This is a genomic window from Candidatus Brachybacter algidus (assembly GCF_016707225.1).
In the GTDB taxonomy this organism is placed as follows: Bacteria; Bacteroidota; Bacteroidia; order Chitinophagales; family Saprospiraceae; genus Parvibacillus; species Parvibacillus algidus.
On the sequence record NZ_JADJID010000001.1, the window covers coordinates 1,005,412 to 1,028,710 of the forward strand.

The 23,299-nt window shown below is 35.4% G+C and carries 21 protein-coding genes and 1 pseudogene; 1 reads left to right on the plus strand and 21 read right to left on the minus strand.

Annotated features, from left to right (window positions below; genetic code table 11):
* Positions 1-59: 59 nt before the first annotated feature.
* The 21 genes and pseudogenes from IPI15_RS04115 to IPI15_RS04210 all read right to left on the minus strand — a co-directional run bounded on the left by IPI15_RS04115 (position 60) and on the right by IPI15_RS04210 (position 21,500).
* Complete coding sequence (locus tag IPI15_RS04115; protein ID WP_287400910.1) at positions 60-635, minus strand: YcxB family protein; 576 nt, start codon at positions 633-635, stop codon at positions 60-62.
* Positions 595-720, minus strand: a pseudogene (locus IPI15_RS19770) (DUF2256 domain-containing protein); the annotation flags it as partial. The pseudogene IPI15_RS19770 and the gene IPI15_RS04115, both read right to left, overlap by 41 nt.
* Positions 721-735: 15 nt before the next feature.
* Complete coding sequence (locus IPI15_RS04120) at positions 736-1,014, minus strand: TIGR03643 family protein (RefSeq protein WP_287400911.1); 279 nt, start codon at positions 1,012-1,014, stop codon at positions 736-738.
* Between the two features lie 97 nt (positions 1,015-1,111).
* Entirely contained in the window at positions 1,112-2,695 is a 1,584-nt protein-coding gene (locus tag IPI15_RS04125) for a T9SS type A sorting domain-containing protein (RefSeq protein ID WP_287400912.1), read from the minus strand.
* Between the two features lie 344 nt (positions 2,696-3,039).
* Entirely contained in the window at positions 3,040-3,570 is a 531-nt protein-coding gene (locus IPI15_RS04130) for a GNAT family N-acetyltransferase (protein WP_287400913.1), read from the minus strand.
* A gap of 138 nt (positions 3,571-3,708) precedes the next feature.
* The gene (locus IPI15_RS04135; protein ID WP_287400914.1) at positions 3,709-4,896 is read right to left on the minus strand and encodes an MFS transporter; all 1,188 of its coding nucleotides are present in this window, start codon (positions 4,894-4,896) and stop codon (positions 3,709-3,711) included.
* A 280-nt stretch (positions 4,897-5,176) separates the two neighbouring features.
* A complete protein-coding gene (locus IPI15_RS04140; RefSeq protein ID WP_287419289.1) occupies positions 5,177-6,271 on the minus strand; it encodes a glycoside hydrolase family 53 protein in 1,095 nt (364 codons plus the stop codon).
* Between the two features lie 94 nt (positions 6,272-6,365).
* Positions 6,366-7,433 carry a sensor histidine kinase gene (locus IPI15_RS04145; RefSeq protein ID WP_287400916.1) on the minus strand — a complete coding sequence of 356 codons (1,068 nt, stop codon included), beginning with the start codon at positions 7,431-7,433 and terminating at the stop codon, positions 6,366-6,368.
* On the minus strand, positions 7,430-8,095 hold the full coding sequence (locus IPI15_RS04150; protein ID WP_287400917.1) for a hypothetical protein: 666 nt from the start codon (positions 8,093-8,095) through the stop codon (positions 7,430-7,432). The genes IPI15_RS04145 and IPI15_RS04150 overlap by 4 nt, the downstream gene beginning before the upstream one ends.
* The gene (locus IPI15_RS04155) at positions 8,095-8,601 is read right to left on the minus strand and encodes a hypothetical protein (protein ID WP_287419291.1); all 507 of its coding nucleotides are present in this window, start codon (positions 8,599-8,601) and stop codon (positions 8,095-8,097) included. Before IPI15_RS04155 ends, IPI15_RS04150 begins: the two co-directional genes overlap by 1 nt.
* 1,006 nt (positions 8,602-9,607) lie before the next feature.
* Positions 9,608-10,018, minus strand: a complete 411-nt coding sequence (locus tag IPI15_RS04160; RefSeq protein WP_287400920.1) for a GreA/GreB family elongation factor — start codon at positions 10,016-10,018, stop codon at positions 9,608-9,610.
* 6 nt (positions 10,019-10,024) lie between these two features.
* Entirely contained in the window at positions 10,025-11,602 is a 1,578-nt protein-coding gene (locus tag IPI15_RS04165) for an FMN-binding glutamate synthase family protein (RefSeq protein WP_287400922.1), read from the minus strand.
* Between the two features lie 400 nt (positions 11,603-12,002).
* Entirely contained in the window at positions 12,003-12,260 is a 258-nt protein-coding gene (locus IPI15_RS04170; RefSeq protein WP_287400924.1) for a Txe/YoeB family addiction module toxin, read from the minus strand.
* Positions 12,257-12,517 (minus strand): type II toxin-antitoxin system Phd/YefM family antitoxin, encoded by a 261-nt coding sequence (locus IPI15_RS04175; protein WP_287400925.1) that lies wholly within the window; start codon positions 12,515-12,517, stop codon positions 12,257-12,259. The genes IPI15_RS04170 and IPI15_RS04175 overlap by 4 nt, the downstream gene beginning before the upstream one ends.
* Positions 12,518-12,952: 435 nt before the next feature.
* Positions 12,953-13,555, minus strand: a complete 603-nt coding sequence (locus tag IPI15_RS04180; RefSeq protein WP_287400927.1) for a hypothetical protein — start codon at positions 13,553-13,555, stop codon at positions 12,953-12,955.
* Positions 13,556-13,827: 272 nt separating this feature from the next.
* On the minus strand, positions 13,828-14,226 hold the full coding sequence (locus tag IPI15_RS04185; RefSeq protein WP_287400928.1) for a GxxExxY protein: 399 nt from the start codon (positions 14,224-14,226) through the stop codon (positions 13,828-13,830).
* 423 nt (positions 14,227-14,649) lie between these two features.
* Positions 14,650-15,075 carry a DUF1493 family protein gene (locus tag IPI15_RS04190; protein ID WP_287419293.1) on the minus strand — a complete coding sequence of 142 codons (426 nt, stop codon included), beginning with the start codon at positions 15,073-15,075 and terminating at the stop codon, positions 14,650-14,652.
* Between the two features lie 181 nt (positions 15,076-15,256).
* Positions 15,257-18,391, minus strand: a complete 3,135-nt coding sequence (locus IPI15_RS04195; protein ID WP_287419295.1) for an ATP-dependent helicase — start codon at positions 18,389-18,391, stop codon at positions 15,257-15,259.
* 382 nt (positions 18,392-18,773) lie between these two features.
* Positions 18,774-19,175: a methylmalonyl-CoA epimerase gene (gene mce, locus IPI15_RS04200; protein WP_287400932.1), complete on the minus strand. Its 402-nt coding sequence runs from the start codon at positions 19,173-19,175 to the stop codon at positions 18,774-18,776.
* Between the two features lie 151 nt (positions 19,176-19,326).
* The gene (locus IPI15_RS04205) at positions 19,327-21,222 is read right to left on the minus strand and encodes a T9SS type A sorting domain-containing protein (protein ID WP_287419297.1); all 1,896 of its coding nucleotides are present in this window, start codon (positions 21,220-21,222) and stop codon (positions 19,327-19,329) included.
* A complete protein-coding gene (locus IPI15_RS04210; RefSeq protein ID WP_287419298.1) occupies positions 21,198-21,500 on the minus strand; it encodes a hypothetical protein in 303 nt (100 codons plus the stop codon). Before IPI15_RS04210 ends, IPI15_RS04205 begins: the two co-directional genes overlap by 25 nt.
* A 639-nt stretch (positions 21,501-22,139) precedes the next feature.
* Here IPI15_RS04210 and IPI15_RS04215 point away from each other — a divergent pair.
* Positions 22,140-22,841: a response regulator transcription factor gene (locus IPI15_RS04215; RefSeq protein WP_287419300.1), complete on the plus strand. Its 702-nt coding sequence runs from the start codon at positions 22,140-22,142 to the stop codon at positions 22,839-22,841.
* Positions 22,842-23,299 lie beyond the last annotated feature (458 nt).

Sequence of the window (23,299 nt, forward strand, 5' to 3'; positions counted from 1 at the left end):
TTTATTTTTAGTTAGGATTAACAATGTGTATCTATTGAAGGGTAAATGAATTTTAATCACTACTCAACTGGCACATTATCTATTTCTGTAATGATTTTTCTGATAGTCTTCAAATCACTTGAATTCATGTCTTTCTTAGAAACAATTATCGCTGATAGATTATTTTGATACATCAGAAACCACTTAGCTTTTTCTACAATTTTAAACAAGTTTTCCAACTTAACTTCCATATAGTATGATTTGCCTGTTATCTTAATTTCCTTTTGTGATATTTCCATTTCTAAAGCTTCTTGCAAATGGTTGCTGGAATAATAGTTTCTCCATATCGTCACAAAGATTAGTGATGGCTGCACAATAACTATTAAGATCAAGGTAATATATTGGTATATAATTGGTTTGGGAAGGTTGAAAATATGCAAATAATAAAATATTATCCATAGAAGAATGAGAAATGCAACAAGGAGTAAAAGCCTCAATAGCGTTTTTTTATAAGCTATGCTGTAGATGAGTTTTACATATTCTTTAAAGCTAATTTTGGTTTTAACTATCATTTGCTTTATTTTTGAACTTATTTTTTGAAAGGTAGTTACCGTTTTTATTATTTCGGCATTTTTCGCTGCAATACTTAACTTCATCCCAGTTTTTTTGCCATTTTCTGCGCCATTTAAATTTTAAATTGCAAACTGGACATTCTTTCTCTGGTAGATTTTTGTTACACATTCATTAATCATTAGTCTATCGCTTTGAGATCGCATTATGACTAATCTGCTTCTGTCTTGAGCATTTGAATCGTAACATATCATTTTCAGCTTTAAATAAATGTTTGACCCCAACGCCTGAGGAAACTCTTTTTCTCCACCTTTTAAAACTTGAATGTTTAAGTTCTTTCCGCATAAGTTTTTCGACTTCCCCTTGTGATAATCCAAACTGGATTTTTATTACATCAAATGGCGTTCTGTCTTCCCATGCCATTTCTATAATCCTGTCTTTATCGATTTCGCTAAATTCTACCATATCTTTTTTAATTTGTCATTAAAAGGAATGGAGTTATAATGCGATTCTTAGGTGCAAAGTTTAGAATTGATTAAAAAAATGACTAAGAACTTTACTTTTATTGTATAATCAATTTTTGAACACTTTCACCTTTAGATGTTTTGAGGAATACAAAATATACTCCGGATGTAAGGTTTCCTGCAGACACGCTAGTTTTTAAGGTATTTATTTTAACTTTTTGAAGCAAAGTACCTGTAAGGTTTCTTATCTCTGCTATCCCTGTTTCTTTCGATTCTATTTCAAAATAGTTGCCACTTGGGTTTGGATAGATATGAAAAGTTTCTTTTTGATTATTTGATATAGTTGAGGATATCGACATCTCACAAAGGTTTGATTGTCGCCTTAAGTCGTGTTGAAACATAAGCCAATCAGGCCCTTTCCCTGCACCTGCAGATATCATGTATGCTCTTCCGTAATTTTTAGAAAAATCAGGATAATCTGTATTTCCTCCCACAATAAAGATATCTATGTTGCCATCATTGTCAAAATCGGCGATGAGAGGAGCATGATCAATATCAAAAAGTTTCCCTATATGCTTTGCTAAATCCAAATCCCAAATTAGGGATCCATCTATTCCATTTAGCACAGTTAATCTACCTTTGCTACTTCCAAAGACTACGTCCGGCATATCATCTCCATTGATATCTGCAACTGCTACACCTCTAAAAGCTGTGGCGACATCGGGTATAGTATAATACCATATTGATTTACCGTCCTTATTCAAAGCACCAACACCATAAGCATCACAAAATATAATTTCACAATGACCATCTCGGTCCAGATCTGCGATTGTAGCTGGTGCACCTATATAAAAGGAGGCTTTGTATTCCCATAAAGTAGATCCATCCTCTCCATTTAATGCATGTAAAATGCCATTATAATCTCCAAAAATTAATTCAGGCTTTCCATCTTCGTCAATGTCTGCAGTAGCCGTGCCGTTATACATGTGATTGTCTAATCGTTTAGACCAAAGTAGTTTTTGAGTATTTGCAGTATATGCATACATATAGTTAGTATCGATGCCAAATGCCCATGTGCCGACCACAAAATCCAGTTCACCATCCATATTCAAATCCACTATTGTGGGTGCAGTTTGAATCCAGCAATTTGATAATATTGGCTTATTCCATGCGACACTTCCATCTTCACTATTAAAACACATTACATGACCATCAAAACCTCCATGTAGTATTTCAATTTTTCCATCATGGTCTATATCCGCAAGGGTAGGAGGGGAGTCACTACCGGCAGTTTGAGTTTTCCATTGAATTTCTCCTGACTTCCCTCTAAAACAAAAGGTATTCGCATTGCATGAACTTGGTACGATTACTTCAAGGGAATCATCCCCATCAATGTCATATAGCGCTATCGCTACATCATTGCATCCTCCACCAAATGGGTTTCTAGTATTTTGACGCCAAAGCAAAGTGCCATCTTCTGCATTAAGTGCATAAACACTACTGTCATTGCGATAGCAACCAAATACGACTTCAAGTTTGCCATCATTATCTATATCCCCTGCTGCCGATTGCCCAAATGAAGAGTCGAGCACGTCATACCACCATTTTATTTGTGGTGATTGTGCAAAAGTTATGTTTGAGAAATATATTGATAGATTAAAAAAAAGTAATATGTGCTTCATCGCTAAGATTTTACAGCATTAGTCAGATTAATGTGTCTTGAAATTTGGTAATAATTTCAAATTTAAATAAAAATGAAATATTTATTTAATACATCTTAAATGAGTATTTCAGGTCTCAGATATTACAAATTACAATAAATTCTAATCAATTTTCTGTAAATAATTAACACTAGACATATCAAAGCCTCCACTTACCACTGAAGAAATATATTTCTGTTCCTAAATTTATTACATTTAAACTCTGTCCTTCTATTGTTGGACATCTTTATTTTCTGTCGCTATGGCTATTCGTTCAAACAGTTTCGTTTCCTTAAAAAGGTCTTCTTAGGTTACTTCTAATTCGCTTAACAAAACCATTCTTCTTTAGTCAAACAATAAATATAATTCAATTTAGCCTGTTCGCCAAAATAGGCTATTTCTTGTTCATCAATTTTTGTTGTGCCCAGCCTGCCAATTGCTATTTGGGAACGAATATTTTCAGCTCCAATATGAAAATGAACTTTTGACACGAATTGAAATATATAGTCTAACATTAGAGATTTAACTGAATGATTGAAACCTTTGCCCCAGTATTCCCTGCCATAGAATGTGTATCCGATGCTTATTGAGTTTTCTTCCTGGTTGTGATCGTAGAATCGAGTGCTTCCCATCACATGACCTGAGGCTTTGTTCACAATTTTGAATGCTCCTTTACTTTGCATTGCCCCGTCAAAGAAAACTTTGAAAACTTCAATTTTACAACGGTCTTTATTTGGATGTTGTTCCCATATCTTTGGATCTGAGGCCACGGCATATAAATCATCAAAGTCTTTGTCTTGCAATGGATGAAGAATTACATTTTCATTTTCTAAAGTTGGTTGAATGTTTATGTTCATTATTATCAATTTTATTCAATTGTTCTTTCGTTATCACTTTTCACAAAAATATCTATAAATAATGTTAAAAATGTAAAAATTGATTTAAACATAACATCTTAAGGGTTTATTGCTATTCGTCACCCTACTTTTTGCTAATTAATTTGTTCCCTTAAAAAAAGTTATTGGTTTGGGAATTGTCAAGATATAAAGGACAACAAATATTGTTGCTATGGCAGTAATTAGAAAAGTAATTGCCCCGCCAAATTTAAACCAAATTATCCCTGCCATTGAACTAGCGATCATAGCACATATGCTCTGAAGACCAGAAAATGTTCCTATTGCTGTTGCAGTATCTTTCTTGTCGGTTATATTTGAAATCCACGCTTTTGAAATGCCCTCAGTAGCAGAAGCATAAATACCATAAAGGAAAAATAGAACGAAGAACAGATATAGATTTGTATTAGCTGACATTCCTAAATAAACTAGTGAAAATAAAATAAGTCCAATTACAAAAATGTTTTTCAATCCCACTTTATCAGCAATTATACCAATAGGAAAAGCAAATAGGGCATAAATTAGATTGTAAAAAATATAGACTCCTATGACCATTGTGTCGTTAAGTCCAGATTGTTTTGCTTTAAGTAGAAGAAATATATCCGAACTATTGAAAAGTGTAAATGCAAGAAGACCAATCACCAGTTTTCTATATTCCGGTGGACATACTTTCCAATAATTAAGAAATGAGAAAAAGGGAGTTATAGACTTTGGTTTGACAACATTTCGTACTTTTTCTTTTAGAAAAAAGGAAGCCAGTACCGCAAGCAGGCCCGGAATAAATGCTATAAAAAAGAGTGTTTTATAGTCCTGGGGATAAAAATACAAATATATTAAAGCCAAAGAAGGTCCAATTACGGCACCCAAAGTATCCATGGATCGATGAAATCCAAAAACTTGTCCTTTGGTTTCTGATGTAGCCTCGTCGGAAAGTAGTGCATCTCTTGCTCCTGTCCTAATTCCTTTGCCGAATCGGTCGATAGTCCGTGCAAAGAAAATCCAAATTGGATAAATGAAAATTGCCATCATTGGTTTGGAAATTGCGCTAAATGCATACCCAATTTGAACAAAAGGAATTCTTTTTCCTGCATTGTCTGATAGTTTGCCGAAATATCCTTTACTAAATCCAGCTGTAGCTTCAGCAAAACCTTCAAGTATACCAATAAGCACTATCGAAAAACCAATGGACTTCAAATAAATTGGCATTATTGGATACAGCATTTCACTGGCAGCATCAGTAAACAAACTTACCAAGGATAAGACCCAAACTGTCCTCGTAATGTATTTCATGATTTCATTTTGTTAATTCATTAGGCCTATGGTAGCTATTTGTTAAATAGGTTAGTCTTACTCATGTTCAACCAGTGTCAATAAATCAGCTCGAACATTTCACTATGTTGCCGTTCGCTTCTTGGCTTCTTTAAATAAGTAAATGTTAATAGCATTAATGACTAAATCCCGTTAATTAAATGAGACATTTCTATAATCGTGATCGGTTCAATTATTGCAAATCAGTAAGCTCTTACAGTTCGCTGTTTACAGTTCGCTTCTCGCCTTTTTCACCTTCTCACTACTTTGCTAAAAACGCATCCATTGCCCGCGTCGGCTTCCCATCTTGTCCCCAAGCACTCAATCCATATCCACTCCAACTTCTGGCTCCTTCCGGTTCCCAGTAAAATACACCAAGGCCTTTATTGTTAGGAATTTCTTTGACCTTCTGCTGCACTGCAACTAACATATCGTAAGTTCGATCCGGCTGATCGTCCATATCACCTGTTTCGACTATCATCACATCTTTGCCATAGCTAGAGGCAAGATCGATCATATTATCGCCTAGGTCATCGATGGTCAATTTGTAATCAGGATTGTCATTTAACCAGGTGCCCTCTACTAATTTTGCATTGGACCAGAAGGGATAATAAGACAAGCCGATGATATCATATTTCACCTTGTTTTCCTTAGCGTTGTCAAACCATTTTTTTGTAATATTCTTATCATGGCCATTATCGACGTGCATTATCACTTTGGATGTAGGACTTGCTACTTTTACTGCGTCATAACCTTGATTAAGAAGCTGAGCTAATTGTTTCCAATTGTCTGAGGACTTGCCTTCCGGCCAAAGCATACCATTAGTTATCTCATTTCCTACCTGCACCCATTCAGGCGTGATTCCTTCTGCTACAAGAGCTTTCATGACATCATAAGTATAATCGTAAACATCAGCAAGTAACTCCGGAAAGCTATGATCAAGCCATGCAGCCGGCTTATTTTGTTTTGCAGGATCAGCCCATGAGTCACTATAATGAAAATCGATCATTATTTTCATATCCCATCCTTTAGCGCGTAGTGCAAGTGAGACAGTTTCTTCCTTGCTGCAATGACCGCTTTGTCTATCGTCAGATGGGTTTACCCAAGTACGAATTCTTATAGCATTTATGCCATGTTCTTTTAGTATCTGAAAACAATCCTGTTCTAGTCCATCATCTCCATAGAATTTAAAACCGGATGCTTCCATTTGTGGGAGCCAGCCTATGTCAGCACCTTTAATAAATTCAATAGCAGATCCATCTAGTGGACTTGTTGATTGGCTAAAGGCGGTGGAGTAGTATAGTGGGAGAAAAAAGTAAATAAATGTCTTGAATATAATTCTAGTTTTTATCATCATATTGAAATGGAATTTATTGAAGACGGTATAAATATATTTAACTAAAGTTTCGGCGGTTAAGAAACAAAGGTAGATGGTTGAAGTGAATTAATATTTAGTTAATCGGGATTTTAATAATAAACGATGTTCCTGATTGACCGTCTTTCGAGCTTTCGACATCCTCTTGTGTATGTGCAATTTCTTCTGTAGACAAAGTTTCCACTATAATTTCACCGCCGTGGGCTTTTACAATATCATAGCTCAAACTTAATCCTAGTCCGGTTCCCTGTCCAGTTGGTTTTGTGGTAAAAAAAGGTTGAAATATTTTATTGAGAATCTCCTGACGAATACCATTGCCGTTATCAGTAACTTTTATTTCAATGCTATTATTTAGCTTCTTAGTAGTGATTGAAACTATTGGTTCGTAATTTTCGATTCCTGACTTTTTCTTTTCATCTACTGCATAAAATGCATTCGAAATTAAGTTCAAGATAACTCTGCCAATATCCTGCGGTATCACATTGATCTTTCCATCGCCTGTTGCATTCATCGACAAACTTTCATCAAAATAAGTCTTCATTGTAACATTAAATGACTTGTCTTTTGCCTTAAGCCCATGGTATGCCAATCTCAGATATTCATCTGCAAGGGCATTAATGTTTGTCGACTCAGTATTTCCACTATTAGTGCGGCTGTGTTGCAACATGCCTTTCACAATTGCATCTGCTCGTTTACCATGACTGTTTATACGCAATGAATTTTCTATAACTTCATTGATAATATTATCTTCTAAATTTCTATTTCTTTCAGCATCAGGTTTAATACGTTCACTTTTTAGTTCTTCGAGCATTTCTTTATTCACCTCGCTAAAATTATTTACAAAATTGAGAGGATTTTGAATTTCGTGAGCAATACCTGCCGTTAATTCTCCGAGTGAAGCCATTTTCTCTGCTTGTATCAGCTGTGATTGTGCGGCTTTCAACTCTGTTAATGTTTTTTCCAAAATTGCTTTCTGATGATCTATTTCTTGTTTTTGCTCTTCTAATAATGCAAAGTCCTTCTTTTTTGATCTGTAAGAGTTTACAAAATAGATAATAAACCCAAACAATAGAACGATGACAATAATACCTGCAAGTAAGAATATTATTACATCTGCAGAGTATAATGTTAAGATTGCATTCATACGCTTTTGTTCTCCTTTGTTTTTTGTGTAAAATTCCTAATAATTAATAGCGAATAAAATAAATATAACATTCCACTAAATATAAAATTGATATAATAAATCAGGATGGGAGGATCCTTTAACTGATAGACTTTAATACTGTGGAAGCCCCAGATTAATACATTGAAGGGGTAGTAGACCAAAACAGCGCAATTGAACCAAAATATATTTTCCTTCAAAATGTTCTTATAGTCATTACTTTCTCTTATTTTATCAAATAGAAACAAAGACAAGAAGATGAGCAGCACACTTTCTAATAGCACAGTATTTGTATCAGAATCAAATATTGATTGAAAGAAAATGATATTCAAAACTTCAATTGCCAAAAGGAATATAACCATAGCAATTAAAATACGATCCCATCTTCTGTTTTTAAAGAAGCTGGCATAAATCAAAGAATAGAATATATACTCTACGATGGTAAAGACATGGTAAACAATACTATTATCTCTTCCTAAATGGCCAGAAATATATTTTGCTATTAATTCACTTCCAAGGGTAACTATGATCAAGCCTCCTAATAACCTGAATGGTAAATCAATTTTTTTAATAAAAACCAGACTTGTCAGTCCAGCTAAAATTAAAGAAGAATAATAAAAAATATGATAAAAGTCAGAGAACATTATTCTGTTTTAATAGTACCGCAAAAAGGCGGACAGGGGTCAGCTTTGTCGTAGATAGAAGGTTCATTCCTGACTGTATCTTTATCTTTTATCAGTAATTTATTATTTTTTCTTCCAATCGCTATGATATGGATGACTCCATGTCTATCTGTGGAGGGACCTGCCTCGCCATCCTGACCAAAGTAAAAAATTACTTCATTGGGAGTTAGTCCACTGTGATTTTCGCGTACGATCTCATATAGATCAGAAGCATTAAACACGAATCCTTCTAAAGGTTCTGTTTTCTCCGGATCGCTGTAAAATACTCCTGTATGTGTAACTCTTAAAGGCTTTAAATTATCAAAATGTTCTCTATATTTCAATGCCGTATCGAGAGGTATTCTTTCGCTACTAGCTAAAAAAGAAGAATTACTTGAGTTTTTGGTAAAGAGGAAATAAATAATAACCAATCCGGCGCTAAGGATGGCTGTCAAAGAATGTTGAACAATATTTTTTTTAGTAATCATGATATAATATTTAAAGGGTTAAAGCTTAGGTAAATGAGTGAAAAGTCAGGATAAGGTATTTAAGTTTAAGTATAATAAACAGAATGAAGCACCTAATATAAACATAAAAATATAATAAAAGTAAAAATTTTTATTTTGCTTCAAATGGTGACTAGTCTTCATCGAAATTCTGTTGAATGAAATTGCCAATAATCTTTATAAGGTAATATTTTTCATCTCTATAAATGAAGATGATAATGGAATGATTTTTAAAAGTTTATTGGGATATCGACTTAGTTTTTACCCTAATCATAGCATATCATACAAGTCAGCTTAATCAGTGGTTCAGATTCAAGTTGTCTGAACCACTGATTAATATGAATTAAATGATTGCGCTGACCGGTCCAATAATCATAGACTATCATGTCCATCAGCTTAATCAACGGTTCAGATAATTTGTCTGTACCACTGATTGTTATGATTTAATTGATTGCGCTGAATATGTATAATAATCATAGTCTATCATGTCCATCAGCTTAATCAACGGTTCAGATAATTTGTAATTTATTGTCTGAACCACTGATTTCTATGATTAATATGATTGCGCTGACCGGTGCACTAATCATAGTCTATCATGTCCATCAGCTTAATCAACGGTTCAGATAATTTGTCTGTACCACTGATTGTTATGATTTAATTGATTGCGCTGAATATGTATAATAATCAAAGTCTATCATAACCATCAGCTTAATAAACGGTTCAGATAATTTGTAATTTATTGTCTGAACCACTGATTTCTATGATTAATATGATTGCGCTGACCGGTGCACTAATCATAGTCTATCATGTCCATCAGCTTAATCAACGGTTCAGACATTTTGTTATTGATTGTCTGAACCACTGATTAATATGAATTAAATGATTGCGCTGACCGGTGCACTAATCGTAGTCTATCATATCAATCAACTTAATCACGGGTCCAGACATTTTGTTATTTAACATGCTAAAAATCATTCTAATTCTTACCTCATCGAGCAACACTGATGTTGGAATATTCGCACTCTGAATGATTAAGAACTTTGATGATTTTTAATTTTTTATTGCCAACTGGCAAGGCGCAATCTATTGTCATTCCTTCTTTAAAACCGATGAGTGCTATGCCCAATGGTGATAAAACTGAAATTTTCCTTTCTGTGATATTTGCCTGTCCTGGCAATGTCAAAATATATTTCAAAGTTTTGTTGGATTTCTCTTCCTGAGCTTCGAAATACGAATTAATCCGGATGAGATCAGAACTCAATTCGTTGTCATTGACTATACTTCCACTGTCTAGTTCTTCGACAAGCTTTCGTAATTCCGGAGCTTTGTGAAGTGTTGACATTTGTAACAGCGCTAATTTTATTGTTTCGTAATCGCTTTTAGATATTATTGGTTTCATTTTTAATTAATTTATTGAATAATGATTTTGTGATATTTGATTAAGTGATTTTTGATTTTGCAGATAAATTTCCTCAAAGCTTTCGTTGAGGTTGTGTGCGGTCCTTCTGAAAAATGAGTTAGGTTGAATATCGCTTAATGTCACAAACCCACATGCCCCCATAAAATCAAGTAAGGACAAAATTGTGTTTTTGTGATAGTTGGCTACGCGGACACTCTTATTTGTGATATCTATTCCTTTATATAGTTTTTTATCCTGAGTGGCTATACCTACAGGACATCTTCCACTATCACACTGCAAGGCCTGAATGCATCCCAAAGAGAACATCATACCTCTGGCGCTATAACACGCATCTGCTCCTAGTGCTATATTTTTTGCAATATCAAAAGCAGTGATAACCTTGCCTGAAGCAAAGATTTTAATTTGACTCCTCAATCCGCTTTTTTGCAAGGTTTGACTTACAAACGGCAATGCATCTGCCAATGCCATCCCCATATAATCAATAAATTCAAGTGGCGCTGCACCTGTGCCACCTTCAGCTCCATCCACCGTAATAAAGTCAGGAATAATACCTGTCAGCGTCATATGATTGACTATGTCTTCAAATTCATCTTTTCGTCCAATACAAATTTTGAAACCAACAGGTTTACCGCTTGATAATTCTCTAAGCTCATTGACAAAATTCAATAATTCCGTTGAATTTGAAAATGCAGTATGTGCTGATGGTGAATGCACTGTCGTATGAGGTTCAATGTTTCTTATTTTCGATATCTCAAGTGTATTTTTATGAGCAGGGAGCAATCCACCATGACCAGGTTTTGCGCCCTGTGATAATTTTATTTCAATCATTTTTACCTGATCAAGCCGCGCCTTCTCTTCGAATAATATTGAGTCAAAATTACCCTCATTATCTCTGCACCCAAAATAACCGGTCCCGATCTGCCAAATGACATCACCACCCTGCAAATGAAAATCACTTATCCCCCCTTCGCCTGTATTGTGGGCGAAATCGCCCAACATTGCGCCTTTGTTCAGTGAGCTGATTGCTGTTTTACTTAAGGCTCCATAACTCATTGCTCCTATATTGAGCACACTTGCAGAATATGGCTTAGTGCATTGATTATTACCTACAAGGACTCTCAGCGACTCAATGTTAGCTTTAATGGGGTAGACACTATGCGCTGCCCATTCGTACCCAATCCGGTTGGGATCGTCCTGCATACCAAATGAGATGGTCTGTTTTTCATTTTTTGACCTTTGGTACACGATTGAACGTTGTCTTCTATTAAAAGGCTTGCCGTCTAATTCTCCCTCAATAAAGTACTGTCGTAATTCAGGTCTGATGGACTCAAATACGTAACGCAATCTCCCAATCAGGGGATAATTTTTCCTGAGAGAATGTTGGTTTTGAAACGTATCGTAAGCCACTATTGCAATTACGAGTAATGGACCGAATAACCATAATGGGTTTAGAAGATGCACTGCAACCAGAATACTTACGGCTGTAAGTAACGTTAATGCTAACAACCAAATGATAAGAAAAGGCGTTGCCTCAAAATTTAAATTTAAATTTTTATTTTTCATTTTTATTTTACGTGAAAATGTGACACGCAGTGACAAAAGCCACTGCCGGCTATGTTTTTTCTAAGAAGATAATAGGAATAGGTTCCTCTGTTATTGGATCAATAAACAGAGTCTTAGGCTACGCAGATCTTTTGGTGAATGTACCACAGAGAAGTACTTGTGGTAAGTGTATTCACATGCGCAGCAAACGTCAAGAGTGACGTCATGTGATTGTTAAAATAAAAAAAACTAAAATTAGACATAGTTTGATTGTGGCTACAGAATTTTATAACAGTAATTTGTTAAATAAGTTGTTGAAAAGTTTTTTAAGATTAATTGGCAGATTGAATTTTACTTTATGATGGTTAAGCAATGTGATTGTCAATTTATGAGTTGACAATAAAATATTTGCCATTAGGTCTTAATCATAATGATGGCGACATTTCACTATTTGTATTTCGTCTTGGTTGAATCTATAAATCAATCTATGTTCTTCATCAATTCTTCTGGACCAAAAACCAGCGTATTTATGTTTTAATGCTTCCGGTTTTCCTAATCCTTCGAATGGAGTCCTGACAATATCTTTAAGAAGTTCATTGATTTTTTTTACTTTTTTCTTATCATGTTGCTGCCAGTATAAATAATCATCCCATGATTCATCAACGAAAATATATATCATTTATCTTCTTCAATTAAGTCTTTTGAAAAAGAACTACCTTTTTTAAGTTTCTCTATTGCAGAGTCCAATCGTTTTTCATTAACCCTTGATGACAATTCATAGTTTGTAGCCATCAATGAATTATATTCTTCAAGTGATATGACTACAATGCCTGAGTCTTTACCTCTGTTAATAATAAGTGTTTCGAAGTTTTTAGCCACTTTATCGAAGTAAGATTTGATATCTTTCCTGAATTCTGAAATATTTGTTACGACCATTATTCGCTTATTATGTACAAATATATGTACAATATATGATAAAATGTAAAAAATTGAATTAAACATTTGTTTTCAGAATGGCCCCAATTTTTTTGAAGCAGGAAGCAATAAGAAATAAAATTAAGCTTCCAACACTTCCATAAATTGACAAAATCGTGATAGGGTTAAATTTTTCTGCCCCGCATGTAGAATTTTGTGTTGTAGAATATATCCCAACAATATAAATTGCTAATCCTAATAAGATACAGCTTAATATCGAATATTTGAAAGTCTTATATAGCCCAAAGGCAAATTTATTTGGAAGCACTAATTGTGCTAAATAGATGATCGTCTGGCTTATCCACAATAATTGAATCAATGCCATCAAGAATTTTGTATCAATTTTCATATACTCTTTTCAATAATTGGTGTTTAATATTATTAGATAACGTATAATTACAATTGTTTATCCTCCAACCATTTAAACCAAGCGCTCTGATCCACCATCGGAATGTTATGTTGTTTACAAACATCCATCGTATGCCCTGTTCCTCCGGCCATCGGATCTTCCAAATCATCATAGAATATTCCAAATGTGGCAGGTAATATTTCGTCTGTTCCGAGTACTTTTATCGTATCCCTGATGATATAAGCCGCTTTAATTGAAAACCTGTCTCGTGCACCTGCGACATATTTATCGATAAGTTTCTCCGTTTTTTTATTGCTTTTTGAATGGTATATTACTGGCGAATCTGCCGCAAGATCCAATTCATCCAAATTAATGGTATCATATGCCTGATTGGTTTTCTTTCTGTGTCCGGCATAAGGCGTGATGACTTGCAGCCTTGTGTGATCAACTTTGGTAACACCATCAGAGAAATACTGATCAGATCCTTCTGCATTACCACTTCTGAAGAGCATGTTTTGTGTTTTGGACGCCAGCAATTCACCAAGGGCGGTAAGCTTTTCCTTGTCTTCTTCTTTGACATTTCGTTTGCCTTCGAGGAGGACGATGGAGTGGGGTAGTTCGTAGTTTTGGAGGAAATTGGATAGGGTCATGTTGTTGTGTTTAATTCGCTTTTTATTTGCCTTTTTAACATTTAATAAAGTAGGATGATTCATATTTTGTTTCTTTCTTAGAATTTAATTCCATTGAAAAAAAGTCATTTATTTACCACATAACTTAGGCAGCCACTTTAATGCAATAATATGCGGTTCATAAAATTGTCAGAACCACTGATGATTATGATTATATGATTAAATTGAAGATGCACATAATTCATAGTAAATCAATCCAATCAGCTTAATCAATGGTTCAGACATTCAACGGTTCAGACAATTGTTTTGAATTTTGAATTGATTATTCTTTTAAATTCCAGGCTTTTGGCTCCAAAATTAATTAATAACCCAATTTCTAGATTGTATGCTTCCAAGTAATTTATCGCCTGAGCCAAGTGAACATCTTCCAGTTTTGTAAGAGCTTTGATTTCCACTGAAATAACATCAGCAATCAAAAAGTCGACTCTTCGAGTACCGATTAATATCTCTTTATAAAAAATGTTCATCTCGAATTCTCTAGCAAATGACAAACCTTTTGAGATCATTTCTTCTTCTAAAGCTCTTTGGTAAATGACTTCCTGAAAACCATTGCCCAAGATTTTGTGAACTTCCATAGCACATCCAATAATTACAGATGTCTGTTTAGAATATTTGTATTGGTCTTTTATCATGGTGATTTGATTTAAGATATTAGGAATTGAAGAATACAAATGTAATGTAAAATATCGTCTGAACCACTGATTCTTATGATTTATTTGTTTTTATCGAATCTGTACTTAAATCATAGCCCATAAATCCAACCAGCTTATTTAGCGGTTCAGAATATTGTCTGAACTACTGATGATTATGATTAATGATTACATTGAATATTTACTTAAATCATAGTAAATCAATTTAATCAATGAATCAACGGTTCTGACATTTGCTTTTTGATTCTATAAACAACTTAGTGAGATTCGCAACATCGCCAAGTATTTCCTTAACGTCCTCAAACGATTGATACTTATTCGTCAATAGAATTGGCAGTTTCTCCTAATCGAGTTCTTCGACACCTTCTTCAAAATATATAATGAAAATATCAAAAGCTGTTAAATTCACAACCACCTCCTGACTATAAAATACCAAATCATAATCAGCAACAATACTAGCCAAAAAACTCCATTTGCTATCAAATCGTACCTTCTTTTTGGCAAGGTATGCTCCGGATAGTCCAAATCCCATTTACCTTTTTGGGCAAACTCGAATAGCAATTTTGGAGTGACCGGTATATGTTCGACCAACTCATTTGGCGCTCGAAAAAAAGCACTTCCGAAATTATTTCCTTCTTCTGCATGATGAAAATACCATAGGTATGAAGACATATCAACTTGGTAGCGCTGGGCATACTTTTCCATAAGTTCATCAAAGTCATCGCCGGTCCATCTTAAATCCCGATCGATATCTGAATTTTCGTGTACTTTTTTTGAGGCAGTTTCGACTGCTACAAAGGATATGATGTCGGTAAGTTGGTAATTATTCATTTGGAAAGTTTCAGTGAAAATTGTCCACTCCCTTGGCCCCCTCCAAAGGGTGACAACCGTTCTTCTTCATATTTTTGTTTGTTTTTTTACCGTTGTAAAATAAAATATTGAAATGATAGAAAATAGATACTAGCATTAGACCAAGCTACTCTGCCGGCTCTCATTTTTCATTTTTCATTTTTCATCTTTCATCCTCCTCATATACCATCTTCAAATATTCCCCTCGATAATTATTCTTCGCAAAGTTGCACCAATGACAGTCAGGTGCACCGCAACCTTCAGTGAATTCCTTTGACTTGATGGCGTTGTAGACTACTGAGATGGCGCTTTGGACTTCGGCGAGTTCTTCATGTAAGTAGGAGATAGGCTGTATCACATTTTCAGGTTCTTCTTCTATGAACTCAAAACGGATCTGTACATTTTTTATCGTTTCTGTAGGGAAGTGCAGCAGCATCAAGGAGTAGAAAGCTCCCTGGATCCAGTAGGAGTGGGCATCTGCCAAGGACTCTTTGGGGCCTTTCAGCTTTTTGGTTTCAAACTTTCCGCTTTTGTAATCTACCACGAGTTTGTAACCCGGATGGTTTTCTAATTTGTCTATAAATCCTTTGATAGGGACTCCATCGATATCTACATTAGAAATGGCTTTTTCCGGCTCAGCATCAAGGTACCAATTTGGAATTTGGAGGGCATATTTAGGAAGCACTTTGTGTCCTCTTGACCTGAAATATTCGTAGTCATTTTTGACAAATTTCGACCTTTGTTTTAGGATCTTTTCATCAAATAAGCTGATCAATGCGTCTTTACAGTTATAGGGATCGACTTCTTTAGCGATGAGTTTATGGAAAAATGTTTGCAACGTTGTGTGCATGGTAGTTCCGTACAGCAAAATGCCATTTTGCTCTGATGGTAACTTCAAATATTGGGTGAAGTAAAATGCCAGCGGACACTCCAAATAACTCACAAATGCAGACGAACTCAACCTGAATTTCTCAATAAATGCTCCAAAATAGGCATCGAAAGTCAACACGATCCTTGGTCTTCCTTCTGCTGATAATCGTTCAATATGTTTTTCTACAAGGTATTCTTTGGAAAATACCTGTACATGTTTTTCTGAGGTGACGTCCTCAAATACTTCCGCTACATATGCGGCGACTTTGTGCTCTTTCTGTTTGTAATTTTTAGCTGAAAATGTGATGTAAATGGTCTTCTTAGCCCTTGTCATCGCCACATAAAATATCCTTCTTTTCTCTTCATCTTCCAGTGCTTTATCTGCAAGCTTTGATAACTCATTTGCCAGTTCTTTTCCTACATAAAAATTAGTAGGTAGTGACCAATTGAAAGAATTGCCGCTACCTCCCCAGCCAATATCATCATTGCCTACCATAAGCACGTGATCGAATTCAAGTCCCTTAGATTTGTGCATGGACATGAGTTTGACGGCATCTGATCCGCCTTGCCAATAAGTGATGTTGATAGAAGAATTAATATCCTCCATAGTTTTGATTTGCTCCAGCAGTTCATTTAGATTAAAGTCCGCATTCTTCTCACTTTCCGACTGCACATATGCCAGGAATGAATCAATGCATTGAAGTTCGAAGATCTTATTGTCACTTGCGAGACTTGCCGAAGTGATGCCTGTCTTGGTGAGTAACATGGCCAAGAAAGGGTAGACTGGCTCTGTCATCGCATCTTTGATTGAATCTTCCAAACTTTGATTTGCCTTGAAGACGGACTCACTAACCTTTGAATCGACCTGATCTTCTTTATAATTGCGATTAATGAATTGTCGGAAATTATAACTATAATCCGCTAATTGCCTTCCAGTCAGATAAACCTGAGAGATCTCATTCGGCAATAAATTAAATGCTTTGTTGTGCAGAACCTCAAATAGCAGGGTAGGGCTGTGGACCCCATTTGCCTCATGATTGATGTAATCGAGGATTCGAATTAGATTGATAATGAGTGGTTCCGTCAGGATGTTAATCTGGTTTTCAGTTTGGAAAGGGATATTTTCCTGTTCCAGCATTTTTTTGATGACAATGTCCTGACGATTCTTTCGATAAAGTATGGCGATCTCAGATGGATGAGCTCCTTGATCCAGCAAATGTCGCACGATGCCTACGATACCAATTGCCTCTTGAAAAGGATTTTCATAAACACGTAATTTTGGCTCTATAGAGATATCTTTTACATTTGGATTGGAGGCAATGATGTTTTTGTCAATGTTACCAATCTGGTTAATGATCCTATTAGCATTATTACCGATCAATGAAGTGGCACTGTCAATGATGACCTGACTTGAACGATAATTCTGAACCAATGGAATGACTTGGATCGTAGAAGCATATTTGGTATGAAAGTCCAGAATATTACCCACGTTGGCTCCTTGAAAACCATATATTGCTTGATCATCATCACCTACCACAAATAAATTGGCATCTTCTCCCCAATAAGATGCCAGATTAAATATGATCTCATTCTGCGAACCATTAGTATCCTGATATTCATCGACAAGGATGTATTGATAACGCTCCTGATAATCCAGTAGGAAGTCAACGTCTTTATTAAACTCCTCCAACACCCACAGAATCATATCTTCGTAGGTGTAGCGTTTTTTATCTTTTAGCTTTTCTCTGTATGATGAATAAAGTAAGGCGGCTTGTTTTATTTTGTCAAACTTGTCCGTGACTAGTTTAATGGCAGTGGTTTTAGGTTCACCGGCGGTGTAACCTTTGCCACTTCTTTTATAAATGTATTTATCCTCATTACTCAATTCTTCCCGGACGAATTCATCGCATTTCTCCACAACATATTCAGGACTCCAATTTTCCTTTTGCATGGTTTGAAAAAAACCTTTGATCATGTTGATCTGCCCGTAGGGACTTTTAAGTTCCATCTTTAATGGGCTTCCAATGGGCACTTCATCCAATAATTCTCGCAGGTATTTATCTTTTTCCAGATCTGTGATGAGGTCCATATCTTCCATGTCAAAGCGCTCCGGATGTTCTCTAAGGATGGCATTGCAAAAACTGTGGAAAGTAGCTATATTGACCTTGAGTGCATCACTTCCGATAAAGGACATAAGTCGCTGCCGCATGGCATTGACGCCGGATTCAGTAAATGTAAGACAAAGAATGTTCTGCGGTTGGGCAAGTCCTTGCTGTAGGATATACCCGATTCTCGCGGATAGAACTTGTGTCTTACCGGTGCCGGGACCGGCGAGGACGAGGACTGGACCTTCGGTAGTTTCGACTGCTTTTTTCTGATTTGGATTGAGGCGATTTAATGCAGCCTGAAATGTTTCGTTGTTGGTCATATGTCTAGATGTAGTTTATTAAGGTAAGGTTTTTTATTAAGGGTTTTGAAATCACAATAATATATTTAGGAATCGGATAGATGAACTTGTCCACCCACTTGGCCCCCTCCAAAGGGGGACATCGTGGAGTTTTCGTGGCTTTTCTTTTTAATCATAATTTGGATTGTGAAGGATAAACTCCCCCTTGGCCCCCCTCAGACGAGGGGGATAGCGTGTGGGTATCGTAGTTTTGCTTTTTATTCATAATTTGGACTGTGTTAATTAGACTCTCCCTAGTCACTCAGACGAGGGGGATATTCGTAAATTTTCATATTTGTTAAACATAGACATTATTTCAAGAGCTGGAAGTGATCATTTATAATTCACCATTTATAATTTATAATTATTTCATCGTTTGGCAGAGTTCCACGAGGACACCGTTGGTGGTTTTTGGATGGAGGAAGCAGATGAGCTTGTTGTCGGCACCTTGTTTTGGCGTTTCTGAGAGGAGTTGAAATCCTTTTTCCTTCATGTCAGCCATGGATTTATAGATATCATCAACTTCGAATGCAAGGTGGTGGATGCCTTGGCCTTTTTTACCAATGTATTTGCTGATGGCGTTTTCTGTTTCAGAATTGGAGCCGACAAGTTCGATCTTGCTCTCGCCTAGTTGGAAGAAAGAGGTGGTGACATTTTCACTTGCCACATCTTCTTGTTTGTATGGATTTTTGCCAAATAATTTTGCAAATAGTTCATTGGATTCTTCGAGATTGGCTACTGCAATTCCGACATGTTCAAGGCGCATGTTAATAGATTTAGAAAGTAAATATATGATTTTTTAATGAGAAAAGTGAGAGGGTGAGAAGGTGAGAAGGTGAGAAGGTGATGACTTTACATAAATAAAAAAAAGCCGCGATGAGAACATCGCGGCTTTCTTTAAAATTATTTTCGAAATATTATTTCATGATAGAAACAGGATAGATGTTGACACCTTCTTTGTTTTCTATTTGTACCATATACATTCCGTTAGCAAAATTACCAACGTTGAAGCTAAGGTTGTTAGAACCACCTTGGATCAATTGATTGTTGTTCAAAGTTTGAACTAATCTTCCAGTATAATCCAACAATTTAATGCTAATGTTACCCGGTGTAAATGCATTGATCTTAATGTTCATTACATCAGACATTGGGTTAGGGAATACGCTAACGTTCTCAAAGCTTTTGATCGTGTTAACTGCACTAACTGCATCCTGACCAATGAATAAATTATCCAAATAACCATTGTTACCATAGTCAGAAGTTGCTCTGATCTGGAAAACAACATCCTCTACACCAGCAAGATCATCTAATCTTGTAGTATCAGATTTCCACTGATTAGCTTTAGGAGCGAAGAATGCACCTTGATTTGCACTTGTTTTCAAAGTAGCTTGTTGCTTACTTTTGAATAGAGTCCATGTTGCACCACAGTCTAATGAATAATAAAATTCAAATTTATCGTTGTCATATGTTCCATCAGAAGCAGTATAACCAGCATATGCATAGTCAAAGCTATAGATTGGCTTAGAAGGCATATTTACTTTGTTGTGAGTAATAGTCATTGTAGCAGGAACTGTTTCGCTAGGATTCCAACCATAGAAGTTAAATAGGATTGAATTTTCAGACTTAGCATAACCACCCATTGCATTTGGAGCATTTATAAAGGCTGCATTAATCGGAAGTATATAAGCAAATCCAGATTGACCGATAAATAAATTTTCCGGGAAGTCAAGAGATGCCTCGAAATCTTTAGCAACAGGTGCTGGTTCACCTTGTTCGCTTAAATAATTGAAGCTAAAAGATGTGGTAGCATTATTGATTGTATTATCATCAATAGCTCCATTGTTGAAAGAGATAAGTGCTACATTGATAATAGAAGAACCAGCAGGTACAGAAACTGAACCAAAGCTAAGAGTCTTAGTTTGGTTGTAAGCTATTACATCAGTAAATTCTTTAGTATAAATAACGCCATTGATGGAGTATGCAGCTGTTACCTGAGTAATATCCTCCTGTGAAGGATTTAGGTTTTTAATTCTTATCTTAGGCTCAGCAGTATATTCAGTAGGACAAAGTGCTGAACTTGCAGTAGAAGCATTAGAAATACTTGCATCGCCAACAGTTACGCCATCAGGATATGCTACTGGAGCGCTAAGAGCAGCGTTCATTACATTTAATTCAGTTTTATGTTGAATGAAAGCTACAGCTTCAATTTGATTATAAATAAAGAAGTAATCTTCCATAGCTACTGCATAAGTGTAAGTAAACGCATCGCCATCTGCTATCGTAGCAGGGATTACGTTATCTCCATTTATGTTAGAAGCCGCTTTTCTGAAAACATGTTCGAAAGCTGCCTCACCATTTGTTCCCGGTGCAGTAGGGAATTTAAGATCTTGCTCTAATAGATACGCATGTAACTGGTAACCTGTATTTGTAAATTCACTTCCTGAATTGTTTGAAATTAAAACACTGATAAAGATAGAGTCCACATTAGCGTTATATTCATGACTTACTGAGATATCCAACGGGCTTTCAGTAGCGGCAGCAAAATCAATTACAGCAGCATTATAACCTACAGGTGCACCGTAATAAGCGCTAGCCCAGTTGCCACCGCCATAAGATCCGTTACCCATGTAGCCATCTATAAATGCAGAAGGAACCCCACCAAGACCATTGTCAGCATATAAAGCAGCTGTTTGTTCTTCATAAACTGTCCATCTTGCTCTTACTTCAGGAGTGTTAGTTTCATACATTGGATCGTATCCAGGAAACCACACTTGATATTTTACAGCAATTACTTTGTCAGTTTTGCTTTGCAAAAGTGCGTTGTAAGCAGGATTCTGAGCAGCACATGGAGGACATGATGCATTTGTGAATTCTTCAGCCAGGGCAAATTTTGATTTGCTCTTTCTGAAGGATTTGCTTTAGATTTAATTGTTTGCACCAAATGAGAATGACTAGCAGAGGCTGACTGACCAGGGTTGGTTACCAGGCATTTTTCTGCGGCTCTGTTAGCTACTGAAATTGATTTCTGAGCATTCAAACTGATGCTTAGTGCTAGAAATAAAGTTAAAAATGTAAAGTACTTACCATTCATAGTTTTGTAATTAAAATTATATTTTATTAGTTAAGGCCGCAAAGATAATTGAAGACTCGAATAAAAACAAATATTTGTCAGCACCTTTAGTTGTTTTTGCAACTTACTAGCTTAGACATAGCATTTTGCCAAATTATATTCCGTGAATTAAATTGATTAAAATCGACGAAAATTCCGCCTATATTTGGAATTATTCTAGATTACGTCTAAAAAAGGCATTAATTTTTAGAAAAACTTCAGCCAAATTGGTCAATAAAATAATTTGTTAAAATTATTCAAGTTGGATATTATGATGATGAATTAAGATAATTTGCAGATATCTGAGCGCTTGTTTTATAAGTAAATGAACTTTTAATTATATTTTTATAGATATAAAAGGACTTCATCTTAAATACTTTATTTAGCTCATCTTTTGTTTTTGGGAGTCTTTGAATTCATATTAACTCTTATCTTTGATCTAAATGAAACTTCTAAGTAAGATAATGGAACTCTGTTTATTTTTTAAAATCCTAATAATGTCAGCTTTGTTATAACTTACAATTTGAAATTAGGCTTTAGAGAAATTTTTTTAATGAAAAATAAATAAAAATAAGTTTTGTCGATGTTATTTCTTACTAATATTTAGCTCAAACTGTTTGTATGATTGATACTCCAAAAATTCTGCTGGTTGATGATGACCGGTCTTTGAGTCCCATGGTCAAAGAATATCTTGAAGCAAAAGAATTCAGCTGCAGTCTTCATCACAATGCCTATGATGCATTAGAGGATTTGAAAAAAAACAATTTCAAACTCTGTATTCTAGATATCAAAATGCCCTTGAAAAACGGTTTTCAATTGGCTGAGGAGATAAAAATATTGAAGCCTGACACCCCATTTCTTTTTTTGACAGGGAATATTGAGAAGGACGATCGGATAAAAGGTCTTGAAGCAGGTGCTGATGACTATATCACAAAGCCCTTCAGTATGCAGGAACTCTATCTGCGTATTAAGGCCATTCTTAAAAGGACTGAAATGTATCATACAATAAGAAAAAGTATTTCACAATTTGATCTGGGAAAGTTCAAATTTAATGCTGAGAGCAGAGAAATCGTCGATAGCACCCACCAAATAAAACTTAGTGCCATCGAAGCAAAATTGTTGAAGATGTTTTGCGAAGCTCCTGATGGCATCGTGATCCGAGATCATGCTTTAAAACAAATTTGGGATGATGAGCATTCTTTCAGAGAGCGAAGTCTCAACGTTTATGTCAGCAAACTAAGGAGCTATCTTAAAAGCGATCCAAATATAGAGATACTGAATATCCATGGGACAGGGTATAGGTTGTTGATTAGTGGTCAGTAGTATTATAGTATATCAGTATATCAGTATATCAGTATGTCAGTAATCAGTAATCAGTAATGAGTAATCAGTAATCAGTAATGGAGCTTACTTCCTAGATTTGGGTATTAAGTAATCTTCAGGAACCTCATTCTTCTATATAACTAATTTTAATTTGCTGTAAATCAAAATTTTATATGGATAAAAACTGTAACGAATCAAAGACTTCCCCTTGGCCCCCTCTTGCAGAAGGGGATATTGTGCTAATCGACATTTTACATATCACATTTCACCTTATTTAAGTTATCTTTTTGATTTTGGAAGCAAAGTGTTACAGATGAACTACTTTCTACTTTCTAATTTTTCATAAGCAAAGTGGATGATTCGGAAGTACAACCTTGATCTCAACTACAATTTATGTTCCGCAGCTCATTCTAATTTCTACCTTCTAATTTCTAATTTTTTTTGAGCAAATCGGATGA

Coding starts and splice junctions, on each gene's coding strand:
- IPI15_RS04115 (WP_287400910.1), bottom strand. CDS start 635: ATGAAGTTAAGTATTGCAGCGAAAAATGCCGAAATAATAAAAACGGTA.
- IPI15_RS04120 (WP_287400911.1), bottom strand. CDS start 1,014: ATGGTAGAATTTAGCGAAATCGATAAAGACAGGATTATAGAAATGGCA.
- IPI15_RS04125 (WP_287400912.1), bottom strand. CDS start 2,695: ATGAAGCACATATTACTTTTTTTTAATCTATCAATATATTTCTCAAAC.
- IPI15_RS04130 (WP_287400913.1), bottom strand. CDS start 3,570: ATGAACATAAACATTCAACCAACTTTAGAAAATGAAAATGTAATTCTT.
- IPI15_RS04135 (WP_287400914.1), bottom strand. CDS start 4,896: ATGAAATACATTACGAGGACAGTTTGGGTCTTATCCTTGGTAAGTTTG.
- IPI15_RS04140 (WP_287419289.1), bottom strand. CDS start 6,271: ATGATGATAAAAACTAGAATTATATTCAAGACATTTATTTACTTTTTT.
- IPI15_RS04145 (WP_287400916.1), bottom strand. CDS start 7,433: ATGAATGCAATCTTAACATTATACTCTGCAGATGTAATAATATTCTTA.
- IPI15_RS04150 (WP_287400917.1), bottom strand. CDS start 8,095: ATGTTCTCTGACTTTTATCATATTTTTTATTATTCTTCTTTAATTTTA.
- IPI15_RS04155 (WP_287419291.1), bottom strand. CDS start 8,601: ATGATTACTAAAAAAAATATTGTTCAACATTCTTTGACAGCCATCCTT.
- IPI15_RS04160 (WP_287400920.1), bottom strand. CDS start 10,018: ATGAAACCAATAATATCTAAAAGCGATTACGAAACAATAAAATTAGCG.
- IPI15_RS04165 (WP_287400922.1), bottom strand. CDS start 11,602: ATGAAAAATAAAAATTTAAATTTAAATTTTGAGGCAACGCCTTTTCTT.
- IPI15_RS04170 (WP_287400924.1), bottom strand. CDS start 12,260: ATGATATATATTTTCGTTGATGAATCATGGGATGATTATTTATACTGG.
- IPI15_RS04175 (WP_287400925.1), bottom strand. CDS start 12,517: ATGGTCGTAACAAATATTTCAGAATTCAGGAAAGATATCAAATCTTAC.
- IPI15_RS04180 (WP_287400927.1), bottom strand. CDS start 13,555: ATGACCCTATCCAATTTCCTCCAAAACTACGAACTACCCCACTCCATC.
- IPI15_RS04185 (WP_287400928.1), bottom strand. CDS start 14,226: ATGATAAAAGACCAATACAAATATTCTAAACAGACATCTGTAATTATT.
- IPI15_RS04190 (WP_287419293.1), bottom strand. CDS start 15,075: ATGAATAATTACCAACTTACCGACATCATATCCTTTGTAGCAGTCGAA.
- IPI15_RS04195 (WP_287419295.1), bottom strand. CDS start 18,391: ATGACCAACAACGAAACATTTCAGGCTGCATTAAATCGCCTCAATCCA.
- mce (WP_287400932.1), bottom strand. CDS start 19,175: ATGCGCCTTGAACATGTCGGAATTGCAGTAGCCAATCTCGAAGAATCC.
- IPI15_RS04210 (WP_287419298.1), bottom strand. CDS start 21,500: ATGAATGGTAAGTACTTTACATTTTTAACTTTATTTCTAGCACTAAGC.
- IPI15_RS04215 (WP_287419300.1), top strand. CDS start 22,140: ATGATTGATACTCCAAAAATTCTGCTGGTTGATGATGACCGGTCTTTG.